The 21567-nt window shown below is 41.8% G+C and carries 25 protein-coding genes; 11 read left to right on the forward strand and 14 right to left on the reverse strand.

Translation table 11 applies throughout. From position 1 onward, the window contains the following. From BP27_RS16185 to BP27_RS16200, 7 genes are all read left to right on the forward strand, one after another. Positions 1–299, forward strand: a 299-nt coding sequence (locus BP27_RS16185) for a transposase (protein ID WP_036240221.1), incomplete at its 5' end; no start/stop codon positions are given. Further along, positions 271–1269, forward strand: coding sequence for a GGDEF domain-containing protein (locus BP27_RS16190; protein ID WP_051610548.1), 999 nt, complete (start codon positions 271–273; stop codon positions 1267–1269). The genes BP27_RS16185 and BP27_RS16190, both read left to right, overlap by 29 nt. Before the next feature lie 23 nt (positions 1270–1292). Next, entirely contained in the window at positions 1293–1712 is a 420-nt protein-coding gene (locus tag BP27_RS0111865) for a YbaN family protein (protein ID WP_245597844.1), read from the forward strand. Positions 1713–1892: 180 nt separating this feature from the next. Continuing rightward, the gene (locus BP27_RS0111870) at positions 1893–3455 is read left to right on the forward strand and encodes a cbb3-type cytochrome c oxidase subunit I (RefSeq protein ID WP_027851737.1); all 1563 of its coding nucleotides are present in this window, start codon (positions 1893–1895) and stop codon (positions 3453–3455) included. Next, positions 3455–4120 (forward strand): cbb3-type cytochrome c oxidase subunit II, encoded by a 666-nt coding sequence (locus BP27_RS0111875; RefSeq protein WP_027851738.1) that lies wholly within the window; start codon positions 3455–3457, stop codon positions 4118–4120. The genes BP27_RS0111870 and BP27_RS0111875 overlap by 1 nt, the downstream gene beginning before the upstream one ends. Further along, positions 4101–4865, forward strand: a complete 765-nt coding sequence (locus BP27_RS16195; protein ID WP_051610549.1) for a c-type cytochrome — start codon at positions 4101–4103, stop codon at positions 4863–4865. Before BP27_RS0111875 ends, BP27_RS16195 begins: the two co-directional genes overlap by 20 nt. Positions 4866–4914: 49 nt before the next feature. After that, positions 4915–7131, forward strand: a complete 2217-nt coding sequence (locus BP27_RS16200; RefSeq protein ID WP_051610550.1) for a heavy metal translocating P-type ATPase — start codon at positions 4915–4917, stop codon at positions 7129–7131. A gap of 79 nt (positions 7132–7210) precedes the next feature. Here the strand turns inward: BP27_RS16200 and BP27_RS0111890 are convergent, their stop codons facing one another. Both BP27_RS0111890 and BP27_RS0111895 read right to left on the reverse strand, forming a co-directional pair. Continuing rightward, the gene (locus BP27_RS0111890) at positions 7211–7423 is read right to left on the reverse strand and encodes a hypothetical protein (protein WP_027851739.1); all 213 of its coding nucleotides are present in this window, start codon (positions 7421–7423) and stop codon (positions 7211–7213) included. 69 nt (positions 7424–7492) lie between these two features. Continuing rightward, positions 7493–8122, reverse strand: a complete 630-nt coding sequence (locus BP27_RS0111895) for a hypothetical protein (protein ID WP_027851740.1) — start codon at positions 8120–8122, stop codon at positions 7493–7495. Positions 8123–8432: 310 nt separating this feature from the next. Between BP27_RS0111895 and BP27_RS0111900 the strand changes: the two genes are divergently transcribed. Together BP27_RS0111900 and hemH are read left to right on the forward strand one after the other, a co-directional pair. Then, complete coding sequence (locus BP27_RS0111900; protein WP_027851741.1) at positions 8433–8987, forward strand: rhodanese-like domain-containing protein; 555 nt, start codon at positions 8433–8435, stop codon at positions 8985–8987. Positions 8988–9111: 124 nt separating this feature from the next. Beyond that, on the forward strand, positions 9112–10110 hold the full coding sequence (gene hemH, locus BP27_RS0111905) for a ferrochelatase (RefSeq protein WP_027851742.1): 999 nt from the start codon (positions 9112–9114) through the stop codon (positions 10108–10110). A 243-nt stretch (positions 10111–10353) separates the two neighbouring features. Here the strand turns inward: hemH and BP27_RS0111910 are convergent, their stop codons facing one another. Both BP27_RS0111910 and BP27_RS0111915 read right to left on the reverse strand, forming a co-directional pair. Beyond that, on the reverse strand, positions 10354–10923 hold the full coding sequence (locus BP27_RS0111910) for a PIN domain-containing protein (protein ID WP_027851743.1): 570 nt from the start codon (positions 10921–10923) through the stop codon (positions 10354–10356). Next, the gene (locus tag BP27_RS0111915; RefSeq protein WP_027851744.1) at positions 10923–11375 is read right to left on the reverse strand and encodes a helix-turn-helix domain-containing protein; all 453 of its coding nucleotides are present in this window, start codon (positions 11373–11375) and stop codon (positions 10923–10925) included. The genes BP27_RS0111910 and BP27_RS0111915 overlap by 1 nt, the downstream gene beginning before the upstream one ends. A 174-nt stretch (positions 11376–11549) precedes the next feature. Between BP27_RS0111915 and corA the strand changes: the two genes are divergently transcribed. Continuing rightward, the gene (corA, locus tag BP27_RS0111920) at positions 11550–12662 is read left to right on the forward strand and encodes a magnesium/cobalt transporter CorA (RefSeq protein ID WP_051610551.1); all 1113 of its coding nucleotides are present in this window, start codon (positions 11550–11552) and stop codon (positions 12660–12662) included. Positions 12663–12673: 11 nt separating this feature from the next. On the opposite strand, the gene BP27_RS0111925 is transcribed toward corA, so the two are convergent. The 8 genes from BP27_RS0111925 to BP27_RS0111960 form a co-directional block, all read right to left on the reverse strand. Beyond that, entirely contained in the window at positions 12674–13072 is a 399-nt protein-coding gene (locus tag BP27_RS0111925) for a Na+/H+ antiporter subunit G (protein ID WP_027851746.1), read from the reverse strand. 8 nt (positions 13073–13080) lie between these two features. Further along, the gene (locus BP27_RS0111930) at positions 13081–13350 is read right to left on the reverse strand and encodes a K+/H+ antiporter subunit F (protein WP_027851747.1); all 270 of its coding nucleotides are present in this window, start codon (positions 13348–13350) and stop codon (positions 13081–13083) included. Next, positions 13344–13847 (reverse strand): Na+/H+ antiporter subunit E, encoded by a 504-nt coding sequence (locus BP27_RS0111935; RefSeq protein WP_027851748.1) that lies wholly within the window; start codon positions 13845–13847, stop codon positions 13344–13346. The genes BP27_RS0111930 and BP27_RS0111935 overlap by 7 nt, the downstream gene beginning before the upstream one ends. Next, positions 13847–15361, reverse strand: coding sequence for a monovalent cation/H+ antiporter subunit D (locus BP27_RS0111940; protein ID WP_036240223.1), 1515 nt, complete (start codon positions 15359–15361; stop codon positions 13847–13849). Before BP27_RS0111940 ends, BP27_RS0111935 begins: the two co-directional genes overlap by 1 nt. Continuing rightward, a complete protein-coding gene (locus BP27_RS0111945; protein ID WP_027851750.1) occupies positions 15358–15705 on the reverse strand; it encodes a Na+/H+ antiporter subunit C in 348 nt (115 codons plus the stop codon). Before BP27_RS0111945 ends, BP27_RS0111940 begins: the two co-directional genes overlap by 4 nt. Further along, a complete protein-coding gene (locus BP27_RS0111950) occupies positions 15705–18500 on the reverse strand; it encodes a monovalent cation/H+ antiporter subunit A (protein WP_027851751.1) in 2796 nt (931 codons plus the stop codon). The genes BP27_RS0111945 and BP27_RS0111950 overlap by 1 nt, the downstream gene beginning before the upstream one ends. A 123-nt stretch (positions 18501–18623) precedes the next feature. After that, positions 18624–19331, reverse strand: a complete 708-nt coding sequence (locus BP27_RS0111955) for a 16S rRNA (uracil(1498)-N(3))-methyltransferase (protein WP_027851752.1) — start codon at positions 19329–19331, stop codon at positions 18624–18626. A gap of 68 nt (positions 19332–19399) precedes the next feature. Then, a complete protein-coding gene (locus BP27_RS0111960; RefSeq protein WP_150112055.1) occupies positions 19400–19744 on the reverse strand; it encodes a hypothetical protein in 345 nt (114 codons plus the stop codon). A 295-nt stretch (positions 19745–20039) separates the two neighbouring features. Here BP27_RS0111960 and BP27_RS0111965 point away from each other — a divergent pair, with 295 nt between their 5' ends. Then, positions 20040–20825, forward strand: coding sequence for a hypothetical protein (locus BP27_RS0111965; RefSeq protein ID WP_027851754.1), 786 nt, complete (start codon positions 20040–20042; stop codon positions 20823–20825). Positions 20826–20852: 27 nt separating this feature from the next. Here the strand turns inward: BP27_RS0111965 and BP27_RS0111970 are convergent, their stop codons facing one another. Continuing rightward, a complete protein-coding gene (locus tag BP27_RS0111970) occupies positions 20853–21218 on the reverse strand; it encodes a hypothetical protein (protein WP_027851755.1) in 366 nt (121 codons plus the stop codon). Continuing rightward, positions 21215–21567 (reverse strand): IS30 family transposase (locus BP27_RS0111975; protein WP_036239974.1); only part of this gene is annotated, 353 nt, incomplete at its 5' end. The genes BP27_RS0111970 and BP27_RS0111975, both read right to left, overlap by 4 nt.

Raw genomic sequence — 21567 nt, forward strand, 5'->3', positions numbered from 1 at the left:
ACGAGCCAGATCGCAGACGTGGCAAAAAACTAATGCAAGCACTTATAAAAATAATCACAGCGCCTGACTTACCGATAGAACTTATTGAAGTTAAACGCTTAGGAAAAACATTAAAAAAACACGCTCAGAGCATCCTTGCTTACTTCGATCGCCCAGGCACTAGCAATGGACCAACAGAAGCGATTAATGGCAGGCTGGAGCACTTACGAGGCATAGGACTGGGTTTTAGAAATTTAACCAACTACATAGCAAGGTGCTTGTTAGAATCGGGTGGGTTCAAAAAGCACCTACACCCTTAAATGCGAAGAGCCTGTTAACTTTGCAGCGGGTAGTGCACTTTATTTGTCGCAGCGCGCTCGAATAAAATCAGCGCTCATTGTAGAAAGTATTCAAGCCAAGGCAAAAAAACTGAGTGATCAAATAACGCATTTTTTTGAGTTAACACCCAGTCTTATGGCTATTACTGATAAGCAAGGCTTTTGCCAAAGACTTAATCCTGCTTGGGAAAAAGAGCTAGGTTATACACAAGATGATCTGAGCGAAACTAGCTTGGTTGATTACACTCATCCAGAAGATAAAAAGCGCTTTCTTTTATCTATTAAACGCTTGCAAGCTAGCGGCCAGGGACAAACCTTAATGCTTAGGTTTCGTAATAAAAAAGGTGAATATCGATACCTAGAAGTCTTCTTAGCTATACAAGATGAGTCTTACTTCTTTGCTGCACAAGATGTTACTTTGCGAGAAACAGAAAAAGACCGTCTAGAAGTGTTAGCTTATTACGACCGTTTAACGGGTTTACCTAATCGGTCTTTATTCTTTGATCGCTTACATCAGCAGGTAGCTCGTACTTTGCGTGATCAAAATAAGTTTGCACTCTTATTTATTGATTTAGACGGATTCAAAGCCGTTAATGACACACTAGGACATGATGCCGGTGACACTGTTTTAAAGGTGGTGTCTAACAGACTAACAGCCTTGGTACGAAAAACTGACACAGTTGCAAGGCTTGGTGGTGATGAGTTTGTTATTATTCTATCTCAAATTAACGCCAAGCAAGATGCTTTGAATGTGGCTGAAAAAATTCTAACCTTAATCGGCGAAGATATACCGCTAGAGTCAGATGAACAAGCTAAAGTAGGCGCGAGCATTGGAATTAGTTTTTGTCCAGATGACGGAGACACAGTAGATGAGCTGCTTAAGGCTTCAGATGACGCTATGTACCAGAGCAAAAGAAAAGGCAAAAACACCTTTTCTCTTGCGAGTAACTAATTAAAAATATTTTAGGTAACTCATTGACCTCTACATCCCTGCCCGCCCCCAAACTTATTGCTAATCCTTTAGTTAGGCGTGTGGTTTTTATTTTTGGCTGGTTTAGTTTTGTGATGGGGGTTATAGGTATTTTCTTGCCTTTGCTTCCCACTACGCCCTTTATACTTTTAGCGGCGGCTTGTTTTGCCCGCAGCTCACCAAGGTTTTATGCTTGGATAACCAGTCATCATCGTTATGGTCCTATGATAGCTAACTACCTTGCGGGTAAAGGGCTACCCTTAAAAGCCAAGCTGATGGCAATAGGCCTCTTGTGGATAAGCGTAAGCTTCACTTTATTTATTGTTAGCCTGCTCTGGGCAAAACTTGCCATGTTGGCTACAGCCTTAGCAGTCAGTGCTTATATCCTTTGGCGTCTACCTACATTAAAAACCCTAGACAGCTAAATGTTTCTAGGTATAAGGCTTTCTTCTAAATTGATAACCAAACATTCTATGAAGCTTAAGCTCTCATCTAGCCTAGTTTTGATCTAGATCAAAGGTGTTTGGTCACTTACTGACCTTGTACTTATCGCTGCTCAGCTACTAGCCTTTAGTTAAATAACACCAATAAAGGCTTATTTAATTATGCACACCTCTTTTAGCCTACTGCTAATTTTAAGTTTTGTGGTTTCTCTAGTTGCCTTGGCTGCAATGGTTTGGGCGATAACTAGAGGGCACTTTTTTGGTGGTAAAAAAGCTGCTTTAAGTATTTTTGAAGAAGGTGAAACCGACGTTTTAGACGACCCTGCTAGTGTTTATTCTACTAGGACTCATCAGTTCGATGCTGTCAGAGCTGGCATAGATAAATCGGGTCGGTCAGTTGTGTTGGTTTTTCTTAGTGTAGCTATGTTTTTTTTGCTGGTGGGTTCGCTGTATGGCTTGTTATCTTCTTTTAAACTGCATTTACCTGACTGGCTTAGCCAGTATGAATTTTTAACTTTTGGCCGTGCACGTACCGTTCATCTAAATTTAGTTAACTATGGTTGGTTGTCAGTAGCTAGCCTAGCCGTTGTTTTGTGGGTTATTCCTAGAGTGTTTCGTACCCCTTTAAGGCGGCCACGCATGGCACTTTGGGGTGGTCTTATATGGACTTTAGGGTTAATCGCTGGTGCTTTGGCCATTAGCCTAGGCTGGAGTGACGGGGTTGAGTGGTTAGAAATACCTTGGCAAATCAGTGTGTTTTTAGTGGTCGGGGTGTTGTTTGTAGCTTGGCCTGTCATAGAAACAGCCACCCACCGAGAAGTAGAGCATGTGTATGTATCCGCTTGGTATTTTTTAGCTGCACTTTTATGGTTTCCACTTTTATATTTTATTGCCAAAATTCCTGGCCTGCATTTTGGGGTAGAACAAGCCACGCTTAATTGGTGGTTTGCGCATAATGTTTTAGGTTTGTGGGTAACTCCTATGGGGATAGCCACTGCCTATTATTTAATTCCTAAAATAATTGGTAAGCCAATTTTTTCTTATAACCTGTCTGTGTTGGGTTTTTGGAGTTTGGCATTATTTTATAGCCAGGTAGGTATTCACCACCTAGTGGGTGGCCCTATTCCCACTTGGTTGGTAACGCTGTCTATAGTGCATAGCATTATGATGTTTGTGCCAGTTATTGCAGTTGCTATTAACCAGCATGGTTTAATGCTTAAAAATATGTGGGCATTCAAACAATCTTATACCCTGCGTTTTATTTGGCTGGGTGCGCTTATGTACACCCTGTCTTCCTTCCAAGGTTCGTTAGAAGCTTTAAGAAGTATTAACACCATTACTCACTTCACCCATTTTACCGTGGCTCATGCACATTTAGGTGCTTATGGGTTTATTTCTTTAATTATGATGGGTGCTTTTTATTACATCTTACCTCACCTCTTTGGTAGGGCTTGGCCTAAACCTGGCTTAATAAAACTACATTTTTGGCTGGTCGTTGTAGGCATCACTATTTATGTAGTTTTTTTAAGCGTGGGCGGTTGGTTGCAAGGCGTGGAGTTACTCAACCCAGCCACAAGTTTTGAAACTATTACTCGCAATATAAAACCTTATTTAGAGTGGCGCTCTTTAGGTGGCAGCTTAATGACTCTGGGGCACTTTGTATTTGCTTATCATTTTTTAATTATGCTGAAACAACCTAAAGCACACACTAGAGGGGGTGAATAATGAATCGCCCAGTTGCTATTTTAATTGGGGCTGCGCTTATTCTTGCGTTTGCAACCATGGCTTTGGTAGTTATTCCTGGTTTTCAGGTACATAACTTGGAAACCACTGGCTACCTTGAAGACTACACTCAGCAAGAGTTGCGCGGAAGGCAGGTGTACATCAACCAAGGTTGTATTTATTGTCATAGCCAGCAGCCTAGGTCTTTTGGTCAAACCCCCGCCGATATGACTAAAGGTTGGGGTAGGGCTTCAACCCCAGCGGACTATGTTTATGATAAACCGCATTTGCTAGGCACTATGCGCACTGGGCCAGATTTATTAAATGTTGGCGCACGCTTACCTAGTCAGGCATGGCACTTAACCCATCTTTTCCAACCTAGGGCTATTTTTGAATGGAGTTTGATGCCAGCTTACCCTTTTTTATTTGAACTGAAGCAGCAGCCAGCAGCAGATGATTTAGTGGTTAAATTACCCAGTCAGTTTAAGCCAGCAGGACACCAAGTAGTTGCCAAACAGTCTGCTTTAGATTTGGTGGCTTACTTACAGTCTTTAGATAGAACCTACCCAGTTGCCGATAAAGAGCACTATTTAAGAGACCAAGGTTTTGATGGGCAGTTAGAAACTGAGCAGTCGCAGGAGGTTAAAAATGAATCAGGAGAAGGATAAAAACAATCAAGCTTTTGCAGAAGATTCTTTTGAGCCTTGGGAGCAGTCTAACCCCATTCCTTTAGCTTTTTTGGTGGTGCTGGTAAGCCTATTATTGATAGCGTTACTTTATTATGCCAACAGTTATTACCCAGCACCTACTAGCGAGTCTAGCGTTAAGTTAGATAAACCAGCCAAGCTAGCCGCACTTAACTTACCTGCTGCGCCTAAGGTAGTTACTCAAGGTAATGCCGTGGTTTGGAGCTGTGCTTCTTGCCATGGTTTAGCTGGTGAGGGTAGCGGCCAAACTCCTGCCTTAGCAGGTTTAACTGTCGATTATTTGCAAAAACAGTTAACTGATTTTAAAGAATTAACTCGAGATAATAACTCTATGCGTTATGTTGTTGAGCATTCTTCTGACCAAGAATTAGAAGCAGCAATTCATTATTATGCTCAACTAGAACGTCAGCCTGTAAATATGACCTACTTAGGTGGTTTTGCTTCAAAAGGTGAGCAGCTTGCTAAGCAAGGTAAACCTGAAGCAGGGGCGCCACCTTGTTCCAGTTGTCATGCCCCAAACCTTGCTCAAGTATTTCCTAGTCTTGAAGGGCAAAACCCTGATTATATCTATAGCCAGCTGGAGGCATTTAAACACGGCAAGCGCACCAACGATGCAGTTATGCCTAATAATGTTCAGGGTTTAACCAGTGAAGAAATGCGAGATGTGGCTGAGTATTATCACCAGCAAATTCAAAAAAGTGATTAAGCCACTGCCTAAGCAAGATGGAATATAATTTTTTTCAGGTTATTTAAAAATGTCACTTCTTGAAGAGCTAGAAGACTTAACGCCAGCTGGACGAGCGGTTTTCAGTATTGGTGGTATGTGGTGTGCTAGCTGCGCTCGGGCTATAGAAAAAACTCTGATTCGAGTGGTGGGTATTGAGTCCGCGCAAATAAATTTTACCGCCGCTTCAGCTTTAATTACTTGGAACCCACAAAGGGTTAACTTTCATCAGCTGGTGCAAAGAGTTGAAGCGTTAGGTTATTCCATTAGTCCTTGGCTAACACCAAAAAAAGCCCAGCAAAGCCTTAAAAAACAAACCCAAAAACTTAGCTTACAACTGGCTATAGCAGTCGTTTTTGGCATGTGGAGTATGTTGGGTTCTTGGGTGCTGTATTTAAGCAGCAACCCCTTTGAAGTTGAATACAACCTTGCCTTAACCACTTTGTTACTTGCTTTGCCTGTTGTTCTCTATAGTGGTTTAGATTTTTATCGAGCCGCATTCAACACGCTTAGGCTAGGTATTGCAGGTATGGATGCTTTTATTTCTTTGGGCGTTTGGGGCTCGGTGATTATTTCAGTGGTCAACTTAAGTATGGGTAAAACAGACGTTTACCTAGATGCTGCCACCATGCTAATTACTTTTTTACTTTTAGGGCGGCTTATAGAAATAAAAGCTAAAACCTCTAGTCAAAAAGCCATTCAAGCCTTAGAAAAGTTAAGCCCAGAAACGGCTACTCGTTTAGTGTTTAATCAACAGCCCGCCAGCCCAACCCAAGAAGAACTGGCTGTTAGTGAATTAAGTATTAATGATTTAGTGCTAGTTAAAGCAGGTGAAAGGCTAGCAGTGGATGGACTGGTAGAAAAAGGCACTTCTTTATTAAACAATGCCTTACTAACGGGTGAGTTTCAGCCGCAAAAAGTTGCTGCTGGACAGTTGGTCTATGCTGGTGCGATAAACTTAACGGCACCTTTAGAAGTTAGAGTGGTTACCGCAACGAATAAACGCCGCATTGATCTATTAGGTTTAAGAATGCTAGAGCTGTTTAGCGGGCGCTCTACTTTGGCAGCAACTGCAGAAAAGTTTGTTAGTCTGTTATTTCCAATTACTTTAAGTTTAGCTTTAGCTGCCTTGGTTTATTATTTAGCAATAGGCCAAGCTTTTAGCCAAGCCATTTTGGGCAGCCTAAGTATTCTAGTTGCTGCTTGCCCTTGTGCCGTGGGTATGGCTTTACCTCTTGCTTATGCTTTAGCAAGCTACAAAGCTGCTCAACAAGGGGTGGTTTGGAAAGACCCTGCCAGCATAGAAAACTTGGCCCAAGCAGAAATTATGGCGTTTGATAAAACTGGTACACTTACTTTAGGTAAGCTGCAAGTAACGCATTTAACTTTAAAAGCAGGGTGGCAGGCAGCAGAGGTCGCACAGTTTTTACTTTTAGTAGAAGCAGGTAACGCTCACCCCTTGGCAGAAGCCATTACAAACTATGCAACGGCAAAGTTAACGAAAGACAATATCCCACCCCTAGAAAATGAAAACCCACCACAAATTTTTTCGCAAGGCGTAGCTTTAGAATTAGCCAATAACCAAGGCCCAATTCATTTAGGTTCTCATGCTTGGTTAAGCAGTTTAGGGGTTAAGGATTTACCTAGCCTTAACCCAGCTGAAGTTTATTTAAGCTACCGGCAAGAATGGATAGCCACACTCAAACTAACCGATAGTTTAAGACCAGAAGCTAAAGGTTTTTTAGAAGGCTTGGTTAAAGAATATGGGTTAGATATTTGGTTAATGACAGGTGACAGCACCGCAGCTGCCAAAGCTTTAATAGATGAATTAAAAATCAACTTTGACCAAGTAGTAACCCATGCCAGCCCTGAAGAAAAAGCTCAAATTATAAATAAACTACCCAGAAACAAACTGGCTTTTGTAGGTGATGGTGCTAACGATGCTTTGGTATTGGCTAGTGCCAGTGCAGGTATTGCTATGCCTGGTGCTAGCTCAGTTGCAGTAGCTGCTGCAGGCGTAGTAATAACTCAAGATGAAAGGGGTTTAGAGGCCTTAGCAGCTAGCTTAAAATTAGCTAAAAAGTTTTATAGGCTGGTGAAACAAAACCTATTTTTTGCGGTGATTTATAATCTGGGGGTAATTAGCCTATTTTTTGTTCTTGGTGTAACGCCCTTAGCCGCAGCCATTGCCATGTTGTTAAGTAGTTTATCGGTGCTTTTAAATACACTCAGGCTGATAAAAAATTAAAGTGGGTTTTTAGAGTTGAATTTAGGTGGTATAAAGAAAAGCTGCCCAGCTAAATGGGCAGCTTATAAAAAAGTATAAATTAGAAATCTATACCATGCTTTTTAGCAAACTTTTCAACTTCTTTACAGGCTTTACTTTCACCACCAGTTATAGGGTTTTTTTGCATTTGTTCAATGCAGGCAGTTGCTAATTCCTTCGCTTCTTCTTCTATTTCTGCTTGTGATTTACTGCAGCCAGTTAGAAGTACACCAGCAATAATAGTTACACCAAACATCATTAATACTTTTTTCATTTTACTTCCTTTCTGATAGCCACCCTTAATTGAGTGGGGTTGCTTTATTGATATTTAACAACTGCATCTTTACAGGCTTTTTGCACAAATAACGCTATAGTCATTATCGTTACGAAACAACCCTATATTTTTTAATATTGGATAAAAGTGCTGGGAGTTTGAGTCAAGCACTGCAACGGACTCTGACCCGAATCCATCACGAATAAAAGTAGAGGTAAGGAACTGGTGGTTAAGTAAAGTGCTTCCACGAGGTACACGTACAAAAGCATTCTCAACCTCTCTTGCAGCTGGTAAATACCACCCTTCACCTAAATCTTTACAAGTCTGTGCAGCAGGAAAAGCTTCATTATGAGCAAGAATTGTAGATGTATTTTTAACACCATTAGTTAGACTATCCGCTTTTTCTATTATAAATTTTAAACCTATTTTTACACTAGCTTGAACTTCGCTAGTTAAAAATAATCCGTCTTGGGTGTGGTAAGCAGCTATACCATCTTTAAATTCGCAAGCAGTAGTTTCTTCTGTAACATCTTCACAGGTTACTACTTCTGGTTCCTTAATCTTTTCTGCAGGTTTGCTTGTTTTTTCTTCTACATTAGTTGCGGCTTTTTCAGCTTTTTTATCTTCTGAATCTCCACAGCCTACAATTAGCAAAGAAGCTAGAATAGCTAAGCTTGATATTAATAATGTTTTTTTCATACCTCTTCCTTTAAGCTTATATCAGTGGGTGGTATATAAATATATATTTAATTGCTGGGGGATTGTTATTTAAAAATTATTCTTTGTCAATTAAGCTAGGTTAAAACTTGCGCTAGTTCACATATTCTAAAAAATTACAGTTTTGATGTTTACATCATCAAACTCAAGTTGCTTGCGCCAGAAGGCCAGACTGTTAAGTTGCTTTTCAGCCTTTAGATACACTGAAGTTTGTAAAATTATTCATTCATTTTTTCTAATGTATCCTGTATTCTACTTTAGATGTTTTGAATATGACTGATCGGAGAAGAAGATGAAGTTTTTACCAAAAATGGCTTTAGCAGTGGCTTTAACCTTTACCGCTTTAAGTGTTAGTGCTGTTGAGCTAGGGATTAGTGCGAAAGATGCTTACGCAAAAACCCAGCAAACTAAGCAAAATGTTTTACTGGTCGATGTACGCGACCCAGTCGAAATTATGTTTGTGGGCTTTACCGATGCTGTTGACTTAAATGTGCCTTTTCTATTAGTTGACCGTACTGAATGGAACGCAGAACGCAATATTTTTCCTATTAAGCGTAATGCTAATTTTGTGGCAGAAATTAAAGCAGAACTAGCTAAGCGTGGTTGGGATGAAAACACTGAAGTCATCACTATGTGTCGTTCGGGTAGCGAACGTGGCGAACCCAGTGCCAAGGTTCTACGCGAAGCAGGCTTAGTGAATGCGCGTTATGTAGTTAATGGTTTTCAAGGCTCTAGCCAAAAAGAAGGCCCTCATGCGGGTAAACGCTTAAAAAATGGTTGGCAGAATTCAGGCTTGCCTTGGAGCAGCAAAATGAATGCTGACAAAATTTATCGTTTAGATAAGTAGCTAGTCTCATTAGTTGACTGGCCCTGTTGGTTAATAACGACTAACAGGGCTTTTTTATTGCTTAGTTTTGCCTTCCTAATTTGGTAATATACTCAGCAACCATTAGTAATAATAAGGATAGTCAGTGTCTTCTACCAAAAAGCCCCCCTTTGCAGTTTTATTGGTAAATCTGGGAACACCAGATGCACCAACCCCCTCTGCAGTAAAAAAATACCTTGCTGAGTTTTTATGGGACAGGCGCGTGGTTGATGTGGCGCGCCCCCTTTGGTGGTTAATTCTGCACGGCATTATTTTACGCTTTCGCCCTGGCCGAGTTGCCAAAAATTACCAACAGGTTTTGACAGACGAAGGCTCGCCTTTGTTGGCGATTAGCAAACAGCAGCGTGCAGGTTTAGAAGCTAAACTAGAAGAAACCCTAGGTGAGAAAATTCCTGTATTGCTCGCCATGACTTATGGCTCACCTTCTATGGAAGATGTTGGTAGAGAAATGCGCCAGTTAGGTGTTGAAAAGCTAGTAGTGCTACCTATGTACCCGCAGTTTTCATCTTCAACGACCGCAGCGGCTTTTGACCGTTTAGCTGCCAGCCTTAAAAAATGCCCGCATTGGCCAGAGCTACGCTTTATTCGTGACTATGCTACCTACCCTGCCTACATTCGAGCTTTAGCTGAGTCGGTTCGTCAGTCTTGGCAAAGTCAGGGTAAAAATTCAGAACAGTTAATTATGTCTTTTCATGGAATTCCACAGCGTTATACCACTAAGGGAGACCCCTATGAAAGGCAATGCCATGCAACAGCTAATGCACTGGCTAAGGAACTGAACCTAGCAGACGGTGAGTGGAAGCTAACTTTTCAGTCACGCTTTGGACGTGAGCCTTGGTTGCAACCCTATACCGATGAAACCATGAAAGCTTTAGGCGCAGCAAAAACCCAAGGTCTATCGGTTATTTGCCCAGGCTTTAGTGCTGACTGTTTAGAAACACTAGAAGAAATAGAAGATGAAAACCGTGAGTATTTTGAACAGGCAGGCGGCACAGGCTTTACCTATATACCTGCGCTCAACTCAAGACCAGAACATATTCAAATGATGCAAGAGCTGGTTATTCAACATACCCAAGGCTGGTAACCTTCTACAAACTAGCCAAGCCAAAACCCAATAAGGTTAAGGTTTGGCTAGTGCATAAATTATTTCCCCAACCATTTTTCTCTTTTCTGGTGGTAGGGTCATAGATGACGACCATTTAAGTGAATACGGCAATAAATTTTTAGTACCTATGTTTGAGCAGGTATTTAAAGACCAGCAAAAATAAACTGGAATTAATTTGTAGTAATCTTTAATGGGCCTGCTAATAATCCACAAGCGCTCTGTTTATATTGCAAATTTTATGTCTCTTAATAAAGAAACAAAGTTAGGTAACTTCTGCTTTTGTAAACAGTCAAGGTAATCATCTGCAGATAAGGGTGGGTTTTTAAGACCCCGCCTATGTCTATGTGCTGCTTGTATAGCTAGGCTAGGATTAAGCTCAAACATATCGGATAAAAATTCATCTGGGTGGATTGCACTAACACCAAAGCAGGACAGGGCTTCAGCCGGAAAGTCTTTAAGGTTGTAGGTAATAATTGCTTCAGCCTGACCACGAATAGCAGCTGCAAGCACATGCCTATCATTTAGATCAGGAAGACTAATGCTTTCAATAAGTGGTTCATAACCTTCTATAAGACAGTCTGGGTTATGTTTATTCATAAGCTGCTTAGTTCGTTCTATCTTTGCTCTATCTAACTGCTGGTTGTTAGACAGCAAGTTGCGTATCCATTCATCGTGTATTTGCTCTGTCCACCGCGCTCGATATAACCCCGTTTGGGCTAAATAAAGTAAATAACTGCGAATGGGTGCAGGGTAGAGTACACAAGCATCTAGTATGACGGCATAGTTTGTCATTAGTAGCCCATACCCAGCTCTTGATCTAGAGCACTTAATTCATCTAAAGCTTCAAGCCGCTTAGTATCTAGTGCATTTTTGTATTTTATAACTTCAACAAAAGCCACTTTACGACGATTACCTTTTCGAACGTAAGGAAGCTCGTTATTATCCAGAAGTTTAATAAATGTTGGGCGTGACATGTTCAACATATCGGCTGCTTCTTGTGTTGTTAGCTCAGCCTGAATAGGAATTATATTGACACTATTTCCCTGCCCTAACTGAGTTAGCACCTCGATTAAAAGTTTTAATGCACTAGAAGGTATTTGTACTTGATGATTTTTACCATCGTTGCCCATCACTTGTAGTTGTTGAGACTCACCAGCAAACGCAACTATTGCTGAAAGCTCTTGGCTGCTTATTTTTGCTAACGCAACTTCTTCAGGGCTAGGTAAGCTTTGTAGGTTTATCATGGTATTAACCTCTTTAAGATAGCTAGTATAATTACCTACAGTATTCGAATTATTCGAAAAAATGTCAATGAAAAATGTTCTATCCAGGTTAGTTGTAAAGTTCTGTGTTAAGCAGTTTGGATTAGAATTTATGGTAAAGTTTAAAGACTAAATTCTTACAGTAAGGTGTAGAGCATGGGTTTTCGTAGCCTATTTAATCGGTCTTCTGCTGGTGCTGTGCAGCGTAAAACACCCGGCCAACCGCCAGGCACTTTGTTGCATACGGGCGAAAAAAAGTTAGATGCTATGAAATTGACGGTGCATGATTACGATGCCAATCGTTATGAATCTTTTGCTGTCGATGCTTTAGACCCTAAGGCCGGTTATATGCGCCCTAGCAGTAAGACCTGGTTTCAGGTTCAGGGTTTGCATGATTTACCTAGATTGCGGGAAATAATGAATTTTTTTGAACTGCATTCTTTAGTTCAGGAAGACATAGTTAGTGTTAATCAGCGCCCTAAAGTAGAACCCTATGGTGATGTTATTTTTGTGGTGGGGCGCATGATAACGGCACGCCAACAGGGAGATGAAACAGAGCTTAAGTCTGAACAGGTTAGCTTGGTGTTAGGTAAAAACTTTGTTTTGTCCTTTCAAGAAAGTGATGACCCGCTCTTTGATCCAGTTATTCGTCGCATGCTGGTGGCCAATACCCGTTTACGTCGCCACAGTATCGACTTTTTAACCTATGCCTTGTTAGACAATTTGGTTGACCATTACTTTACGGCTTTAGATTTTATTAACGAAACCATAGAAAGTATGGAAGAAAGGGTACTAGAACAACCAGAGCCGACCGATTTACAAAGCATTCATGCCCTGCGCCGTGACCTCATCTTTTTTAGAAAATCCGTTTGGTCTTTGCGTGATGGGGTTAATAGCTTAATTCGTGATGATTCACCGTTGATTAGCCCTGAAATTAAAATTTATTTGCGTGATGTGTACGATCACCTAGTGCAAGTCATCGACAGTGTAGAAAGCCAGCGTGAATTAGTATTTAGCCTATACGATATGTATATGTCGTCGCTGAGTAGTCGTATGAATGAGGTAATGAAAGTGCTTACGGTTATTTCTACCCTGTTTATTCCACTCACCTTTATTGTTGGCGTTTATGGAATGAACTTTAACCCAGAAACCAGTACTTGGAATATGCCCGAGCTAAACTGGGCTTTTGGTTACCCAGCTGCTTGGGGATTAATGCTGGTTATTGTTGCGTCTATGCTGGTTTACTTTAAGCGTAAGGGCTGGTTTTGAATATTAGCTGCTTAGCTTTCACTGCCTTCTTGTTTGTTGGCTAGGTCTGCTTCACTTGGTGTGCTTTTGCGTGCTGTAGCAGCTTGATGTGCTTCACTGCCTTGGGTGCGTTCAAGGGTTTGGGTGTCTACATGCAAGGCTGCTTTAGCCATCATGTGTGCGCTAACCGGTGCAGTAATAAATAAGAAAATTGTTATTAATACTTCATGAATACTAAACATGGAGTTTTTAATGCTGAAAAATAGCATGGATGCTATCAATAAACTGCCCACGCCCAGGGTGGTTGCTTTAGTGGGGGCATGAAGACGCATATAAAAATCAGGCAGCCTTGCTAAGCCTATCGAGCCAATAAGCATAAATAGCCCACCTAACAATACAAAAAAACTTATAGCTAATTCAGTCCAATTCATAGTGGTATCTACTCAATAATATCGCCGCGTAGCAGGTATTTACACAAGGCAGCCGTACTCACAAACCCAAGGAGTGCAATTAGTAAGGCTGCTTCAAAATATAAGGGTGAGCCCATGTACATGCCCAATAAAATAATTAGTGCAATGCTGTTTATGTACAAGGTGTCTAGTGCCAATATTCTATCAGCTAGGCTAGGGCCCTGAATGAGTCGCCAAAGGCTTAATAAAAGTGCCATTGCTATCATAAAGTTTACAAGGAGTAAGGCAGTTTTTAACATCCAAAAATCTCCTTAAGTGGGGCTTCATAACGATTTTTAATTGAATTAATCAGTTCTTGCTCATCAACTAGGTTAAGTGCATGAATATACAGCCAACACTGGTCTTCAGAAACGTCACAACTAACCGTGCCAGGGGTTAAAGACACGGTGCTAGCTAGCAGAGTTATAGGTAGGTTTTGCTTTATATCTAAAGGCACTGCAATAAAGCCGGGCTGCATTTTTTTGAGTGGCCCAAGAATTAAAATGGCGACCTGTATATTGGCAATTACTATGTCCATTAAAACCAGTAAAAAATACCGTAATGCTAAAAGAGGTTTATGCACAGTAGGTTGAGGGTGCTGAAGGCTACTAACTGCTATAGGAATAGCCAAGGCAAGTAAGGCAGCTAAAAAGATGTGTCCTACGGCTAGAGTATTATTCATTAAAAGCCAAACCACAAAAAGCAGCCCACTTTGTACTGGCATGGGGAATAAACGAAAGCGCGGATTGGGATCCATTACTTGGCTCCTTGTGGCAGAATCAATTCAAGGGTTGGCTGAATGTTGAACAGTTGCTCTGCTGCTAAACGCGTGTATTCAGTTATGCTTCCTGCAAAAATAACCATTAAGGGTGAACAAATTAATAGTAGCCAAACACCAGAAAGCTTTAATACTGCTGCGGGCTCGCTGGCGCTATTTTCACCACTGACACGCCAAAATAAACTAGTACCTGCTCTGGCTAGAGCAATAATGGCGGCTAGGCTGCTAATTAATAAGGCAGGCCAAACCCAGCTTGCTATAGAAGGCTCACTACTAGCTTGTAGCAGCATCAGCTTACCTACAAAACCTGAAAAAGGTGGTAGACCGGCTAAGCTTAAGGCAGCAATAAAAAATGCCGAGCCTAATAAAATAGGTTGCTGGACTCGTCTGGCTGAAACAAAACGGTCACCCGGCTTGCCCCTTTGTTCGCCTATCGCATCGGCTAACAAAAAGAGGGCTGCGGCAATTAAAGTAGAGTGAACTAGGTAATAAAGGGCTGCTGCTATAGCTTGAGGTGTTGCTATGGCTGCAGCAATTAGCAAGGTTCCTACCGAAATAATAACCAGGTTAGCGGCCAGCATTCTTAAGCTAGGGCTGGCTAACGCACCTACTGCACCTATCGTTAGGGTTAGTAGCGACAAAGGCCATAACCAAGGCTGAATAAGGTTAGCTAAATCACCTGCTTCTGGTCCAAAAACTAAAGTGTGCACACGCAAAATACTGTAAATACCCACTTTGGTCATAATCGCAAACAGTGCAGCAACGGGTGCGCTGGCTGCAGAATAGGTGCGAGGCAACCAAAACTGCAAGGGTAAGAGTGCTGATTTCAGACCAAAAACTACCAGTAGTAATAACCCACCTGCTTTAACTAAGGCTTGCTCATCTGGCTGAAGCTGGTGAATTCTGCTGGCCATATCTGCCATATTCAGTGTGCCTAGCGTGCCGTACAGAATACCTAAGGCAAACAGGAAGAAAGCTGAGCCAACCAGGTTAAGAATAACGTAATGCATGGCTGCTTGAGTGCGCTGCTTGCCACCACCATGAATTAGTAAAGAGTAGGAGGCTATGAGTAGCACTTCAAAGAATACAAAAAGGTTGAATAAGTCACCGGTTAAAAAGGCGCCATTGATACCCGCAATTTGAAACAGAAAGAGTGGGTAAAAGAACATACCTGTTTTGTCATCACCGCCTGTAGCGTAGAGCAATGCACCCAGTGTTAAGCTACTACTGAGGAGTACCATGAGTGCAGAAGTTCGGTCTGCCACAAATAAAATACCAAAGGGTGGCTTCCAGTCACCTAAATAATAAAGCTGAATACTGCCTGAGCTGGCGACTTGGACCATCCAAACACTTAAAGCAATAAGAACTAAGCAAGCGGCAAGAGCTACGTTGCGTTGTCTTGCTAAACTGTTGGTGATGGGCGGTAGCAAGAGTAGAGCACCCATTATTAAAGGAAAAATAACGGGCAATAAGGTGAGGTGTTGCTGAATCATTTTTTCTTTTCCTCAGGCTCTACTGCTAGACGGCCATCAACGTGGTCGTTACCTAAATCTGCACGAGAGCGCATGCCAAGAATTAAAACAAAAGCAGTCATGGCAAAGCCAATAACTATGGCTGTTAGTACAAGAGCTTGAGGTACTGGATCGGCATAGACTTCTGAAGTACCTAAAACAGCAGCTCCATTTATGGTTAAACGACCACTAGAAAATAAAAAGAGGTTAACTGCATAAGACAGTAGAGTAATGCCCACAACCACAGGAAAACTGCGCCCACGTAGAGAAAGGAATACGCCGGCAGCTGTTAATAGGCCAACACTAAAAGCGAAAATAGCTTCCATTAGTTACTCTCCTTCATTGCAGGGCTTTGTTTGGTAGTTAGTTTACCTAGGTTAGCTAGAATCATAAGTGTTGCTCCAATAACTGTGAGGTAAACACCTAAATCAAACAGCATTGCACTAGCCAGCTCAAACTCACCAATTAAAGGTAGGTTGAAATAATCATACCAAGTCGTTAAGAAAGGGCGATTAAAGAACCAGCTGCCTACCCCTGTTAAAGCGGCAATTAAAATACCGCTAGCAACGAGCCATTGATAATTAATGCGTAAGCGGTCTTTGATCCAATCCACCCCATGGGCTATGTATTGTTGAATAATGGCCACGGAAGTAATTAAACCAGCAATAAAACCACCGCCTGGCATATTGTGGCCACGCAAGAAAATATAGGCCGACACTAAAAGTGCTAAGGGTAAAAGGCTCTGTGATACCACACTTAGCATCATAGGGTGGCGGCCAACTGCCCAAGGGCGTCCAGTGGAATCGCTGCTTGGCATGTAGAGACGCATACGCACGATAAGTTTATAAATACCCAGCGCCGCTATACCTAGAACCGATATTTCACCCAGAGTATCGAGTCCACGGAAGTCGACCAGAATAACGTTCACCACGTTGGTGCCACCACCACCCGTTTTACTGTTTTCTAAGTAAAACCAGGAAAGGCTATCAAGGGGACGAGTAATCATGGCGTAGTTAATAGTGCCGATCACCCCTCCAATAATACCTGCCAAGCTTAGGTCTCTAACCAGTCTACGCGGGTGAGATTCTTTTGGAGTGTTTTGCGGTAAAAAGAATAGAGCTAAAAGCAGTAGTATCATGGTGACTACTTCAACAGAAAGCTGGGTTAAGGCTAGGTCGGGTGCTGAAAAACGAGCAAAAGCAAGGGATACAATTAATCCCACCACCGATAAACTAATGATAGAAACCAGTCTTTTACGGTTAAATAAAACTGTAGCTAGCGTTGCAGCAGCAAGAATAATAGCGGCTATTAGAGTGAGGTTATCTAGTGGTAGTTGAGATTTATGACCCTCGGTAGCGTTTAAATCTATCATTGGACCAGCCATTAAAATCATGGCTAAAAAGATCAGTAGGTAAATATAGCGCTGCAAGGAGCCATTTTCGAGCTTTTGCATGATAACGGTGCAACCTTTTACTAGCTGCTGCATGACCCATTCAAAAATTAGCTTGGCATCAGCTTCTGGAAACTGTGCTTGAAAACGAAACAAGTGCTTGCGGTTATAGTAAATAATTAAACCACCTACCATGGCTAAAAAACTCATCAGTAGCGGCACATTAAAACCATGCCATATCGCTAGGCTGTAGTTAGGTAGATCGCCACCCAAGGCAGCACTTGAAGCTATAGCCAAAAGTGGACCTATAACAAAGTTGGGGAAGATACCTATGAGCAAACAAAGCGCAATAAGCACTTCAACAGGAATACGCATAAAGCGAGGTGGTTCGTGAGGGGTTTTAGGTAGATCGACAGGCTCGCCATTAAAAAACACATCGTGAATAAAGCGAGCTGAATAGGCTACGGAGAAGACCGTTCCTAAAGTAGCGAATACGGGTACCATCCAAGACAGGGAGCCTAGCGTTACCTGTTGCAGTGTTTCGGCAAAAAACATTTCCTTCGATAAGAAGCCATTTAGAAGGGGAACACCTGCCATGGAGGCAGCAGCAACCATAGCAAGCGTGGCAGTATGCGGCATGTATTTCCATAAACCGTTAATTTGCCGCATATCTCGAGTGCCAGTTTCGTGGTCAATAATACCAGCCGCCATAAAGAGCGATGCTTTAAAGGCAGCGTGGTTAACAATATGGAAAATAGCTGCAACAGTAGACAGTTGCGTATTCATACCTAAAAGCAGGGTAATTAAACCTAGGTGACTAATGGTTGAATAAGCCAGTAACCCTTTTAAGTCATGCTTAAATAAAGCGACATAAGCACCTATTAATAATGTGGCTAGACCAGTCATGCTAACAATTAAAAACCACAACTCTGTCCCTGAAAGTACAGGGTACATACGAGCCATTAAGAAAATACCCGCCTTAACCATGGTTGCCGAATGTAGGTAAGCACTCACGGGTGTGGGTGCAGACATGGCATGAGGCAGCCAAAAATGAAAAGGAAATTGTGCTGACTTGGTAAAAGCGCCTAAAAGTACCAGCACAAGAATGACAGGATAGGCGGCATGTTCACGAATTAAATCACCACTAGCTAGCACTTCACCTAAGTCATAACTACCAACCACTTGGCCAACCAGTAACAGCCCAGCTAGGAGCGCTAACCCACCGGCTCCTGTAATGGTAAGCGCCATACGTGCGCCTTTACGAGCTTCTGATTTGTGCGACCAAAAACCAATCAGCAAAAAGGAACTGATACTGGTTAATTCCCAGAAGAACCAGAGCTGAATTAGGTTGCCAGACAAAACTATGCCCAGCATGGCGGTCATAAACAGAAGCAGATAAGAATAAAAAAGCGGCATATTATCTTGTTCAGAAAGATAATAGCGCGCATAAAGAATAATGAGTTGCCCTATACCAAGAATTAACAGCGCAAAAAGCCAAGCTAGGCCATCTAATCTAAAAGCAACTTCTAAACCTGCTAGGGGTATCCACTTAAAGCTAACTGCTAACACCTGGCCACTAAAAACTGCTGGCGCTTGTGTAAAAAGTAAAAAAAGTGCGGCTGCTGGCAGTAGCGCAGTTAATAGAGCAATGCTGTTGCGACTAAAGCGGGCCGCCATTAAAGGCATTAAGGTACCGAGCATTGGCAACAGAGGAATCCATAACAAGCCCATCGTAGGTTTGTCTCCAATTTTAAGGTTAGCTAGTTGCTAATATAAGGGAAATAGACCTGAGGTTATACCTTGTGCGTAAAAAAAGGTCTACTCTAAGTAGAATTTTAGCTAGGGCGAATTGTCTCAGAAAAGGCGCGCGAGTAAAGCTGTTACGGCTGTTTCTACCCTTAAGATGCGCTCTCCTAGTTGTACCGCTTGAAAGCCTTGAGCTTTTAAAAGCTCAATTTCGTAATCTATAAAACCACCTTCTGGGCCAATTGCTAGGGTTAGCTGTTGGTTTATATTGCGTGGGCAGCTTGGGTAGTTACCTGGGTGGGCGACCAGCTTGAGAGAGTTGGCAGCTAAGCTAGTCAGCTCATCTTCTACGAAGGGTTTAAAACGTTTTTTAAAATGCACTTCGGGTAGCTGGGTATCTTTGGCTTGCTCTAAACCTAAAATTAAATGTTGATGAATTTTTTCTGGTTTTAATTCAGGTGACTGCCAAAAACTTTTTTCTACACGATTAGTGTGCATTAACACCAGCTTTTTTACCCCTAAAGCAGTTAAGTGCTCTAAACTTCTGGCGAGCATTCTAGGACGAGGTAAAGCCAGTAAGAGGGTAACGGGTAAAGGGGCTGGTGGCTGGCGGTAAAGGTTAAGTTTTAGGCGAGTTAAGTGAGGTTGTTGCTCTAAAATTTCTGCTTCACCACACAAGCCATTTATAACACCTGCCTGTAGAGTATCGCCTTTGTTAAGGCGGTGTACTTGCTGAATATGTTGGTGGCGGCGATCGGTGAGTTGTACACAGCCCTGCTCATCAATTTCTTGCGGGGTTAAGAGTAGTAAATTCATGCTTAGAAAAATCTCTAAATGCCAACGCAAATAATATTGATTAGCTAATGCGCTTAGGTTGGTTTTGCTTAATTAAACATGCTGGCAGTTGGAATGTTTTTATCTATCGCTGAATTTAAAAAAGCTTCTAATTCGTCTTGTTGCTCATCTGTTAATTCAACGATACGAAAGGCAATATTAAAACCCTGTTGTGAATAACGACGGCAGTTAAGCACTTGTAGTTTTACATTTAATTTAAAATTTTTATCAAGCGTTAACTCAGCTTGATGAATGATTTTTTCATCGGGGCGATGGTGCGCTGTTCTAGGTACCAGCATAGGAATATCGCCAGCTGGGCAAATAACACGAACTTCTTCGTGAGAAATTTGTTGGGCGCTAGTGTGAAATTCTCCACTGTCTAGTAAGAAAGTCACTAGAAACTCTAAGCTAAGCAGAGGGTAGCGCTTGCGCTTTGTGTTGGACTTCGACTTGTTTACTTTTGAGGTAAGAGTTATAGGTTGTAACATGCTATTCCCTGTTCTTTCTACATTTTCACTAATGACTGTATATTTTAGAACTAAAGTTAAGTTAACTTCTACCCAAAAATAACGAAAAGGTGTAACAGTGTTGAGCTTAATTGCAAGTTAATTTAACAATAGACTACTTGCAGCAAGCTAGTATCAGTATTAAGTTAAAATGGATATTTTTTAATGCACTTTGGAGTCAGTGATGAGGCAAGAGCCTAAAAGTTATAAACCTTACTATGCGTTAACTAGAGCTTTTTTATTGCTACTCTTGTTGGTGCAGTGCATTGTACCTGAAGTGAAAGCGGAAGATGCACATAAAATACAGCTGATTGAGCTAGAGCACCGCCCTGCGACTGAAATTTTATCTGCCATTAAGCCTCACTTACCTAAGGGTGCGGCTGCAAGCCTACAAAATCAAAAAATTGTTTTAAGTGGCCAGTCATCCGATTTAGCGCAGCTAGCTATACTCATAGATGCTTTAGATCAGCCAGCGCTTGCATGGCGAGTGTTGTTTGCACAGGGGCAGATTAATTTAGAAGCTACCCAGCAAAAATCTATTCGTCACTACTCAACAGCTCGTTCAGATATTTTTGAACTTCTAGTTAGGGAAGAAGGAGAAGCTAGGTTAGAGCGTGGGTTCTGGATTCCAGTAGAAACGATGGTGGGGCAGCAGCGTCAAACCGGCTATGAGTGGTTGGCAAGCGGCGTTTGGGTGAGTGTTAAGCCACTAGGTGACCAACTAATTGTTAATTTAACTAGCCAGCAAGCTAAACAAGGCAATACCAACGCTAGAGGAAGGACTCATTTTGCTGGGCGGCAGTTTGAAGGTGAGGTAGCTTTACACTTGGGTCGATGGACAACCCTAGGTAGTGAAGCTAAGTTGGCTGCACAAAATGCTAATGCTGCTCGCCGCTATGTGGGCGGCAGCACTAGTGAGTTTTACAGTATTTGTATTGAGCTAAGCGACCAAGCAAGCTGCCCGCGTTAAGCAGGTGCTAGTGATGCTTGGGGCTAATTAATCATTGTTAAGAATAATGCCGTTCAACTCCTGTAGCAGTGCAAGGTATTCTTGGATGCTTTCAGGTAGGTAATAGAAGGTGTAAAAGCGTCTTTCGTGCAGGCGACGCTCTGGGTGCTTGGAGTCTGGGTAAGAAGAAAAAGTCGGTGACATAGTAAAGTGAATCACTGTGGTTTCAGCGGGTAGCTTTACTTTTTTTCCATCTAGGCTTAGTTTTTCTGAATCAGACTTCAGGGTATAGAGCGATAATTCCGTAATCTGTTGCAGGTTTAGATAAATATGACTACTCAGATTGATCAGCCTGTCTTTGGGCGTGTCGTTGGTTATGAAGTAGACTACACTGCTTTTATGACTTGGATTCAACTTGCTAGTGCAACAGCCTGTAATTCTTCAAACAATACTTCATTTGGTGTTTTCATTCCAAGTGTTTTCCTAGGTCGGTTATTTAAACGATGCATAATGAATTCAAAATGCTCATCATCTAAGTGCTTAAAGCATGAACCTTTGGGGCAGTATTGACGTATTAAGCCATTTGTATTTTCATTCAATCCACGTTGCCAAGAAGCATAAGGGTCTGCAAAGTAAAAGTCACAATTCAGTGCTTTTGCAATGGCTTGATGCTCAGCAAACTCTTTACCATTATCTGCCGTTAGAGTATGTACTAAACCAACAGAAGCAAAGGGTGTTAACAACTCGATAATCGCATTCTTAA

It is taken from the genome of Marinospirillum insulare DSM 21763 (assembly GCF_000686905.1).
Taxonomy (GTDB): Bacteria; Pseudomonadota; Gammaproteobacteria; order Pseudomonadales; family Halomonadaceae; genus Marinospirillum; species Marinospirillum insulare.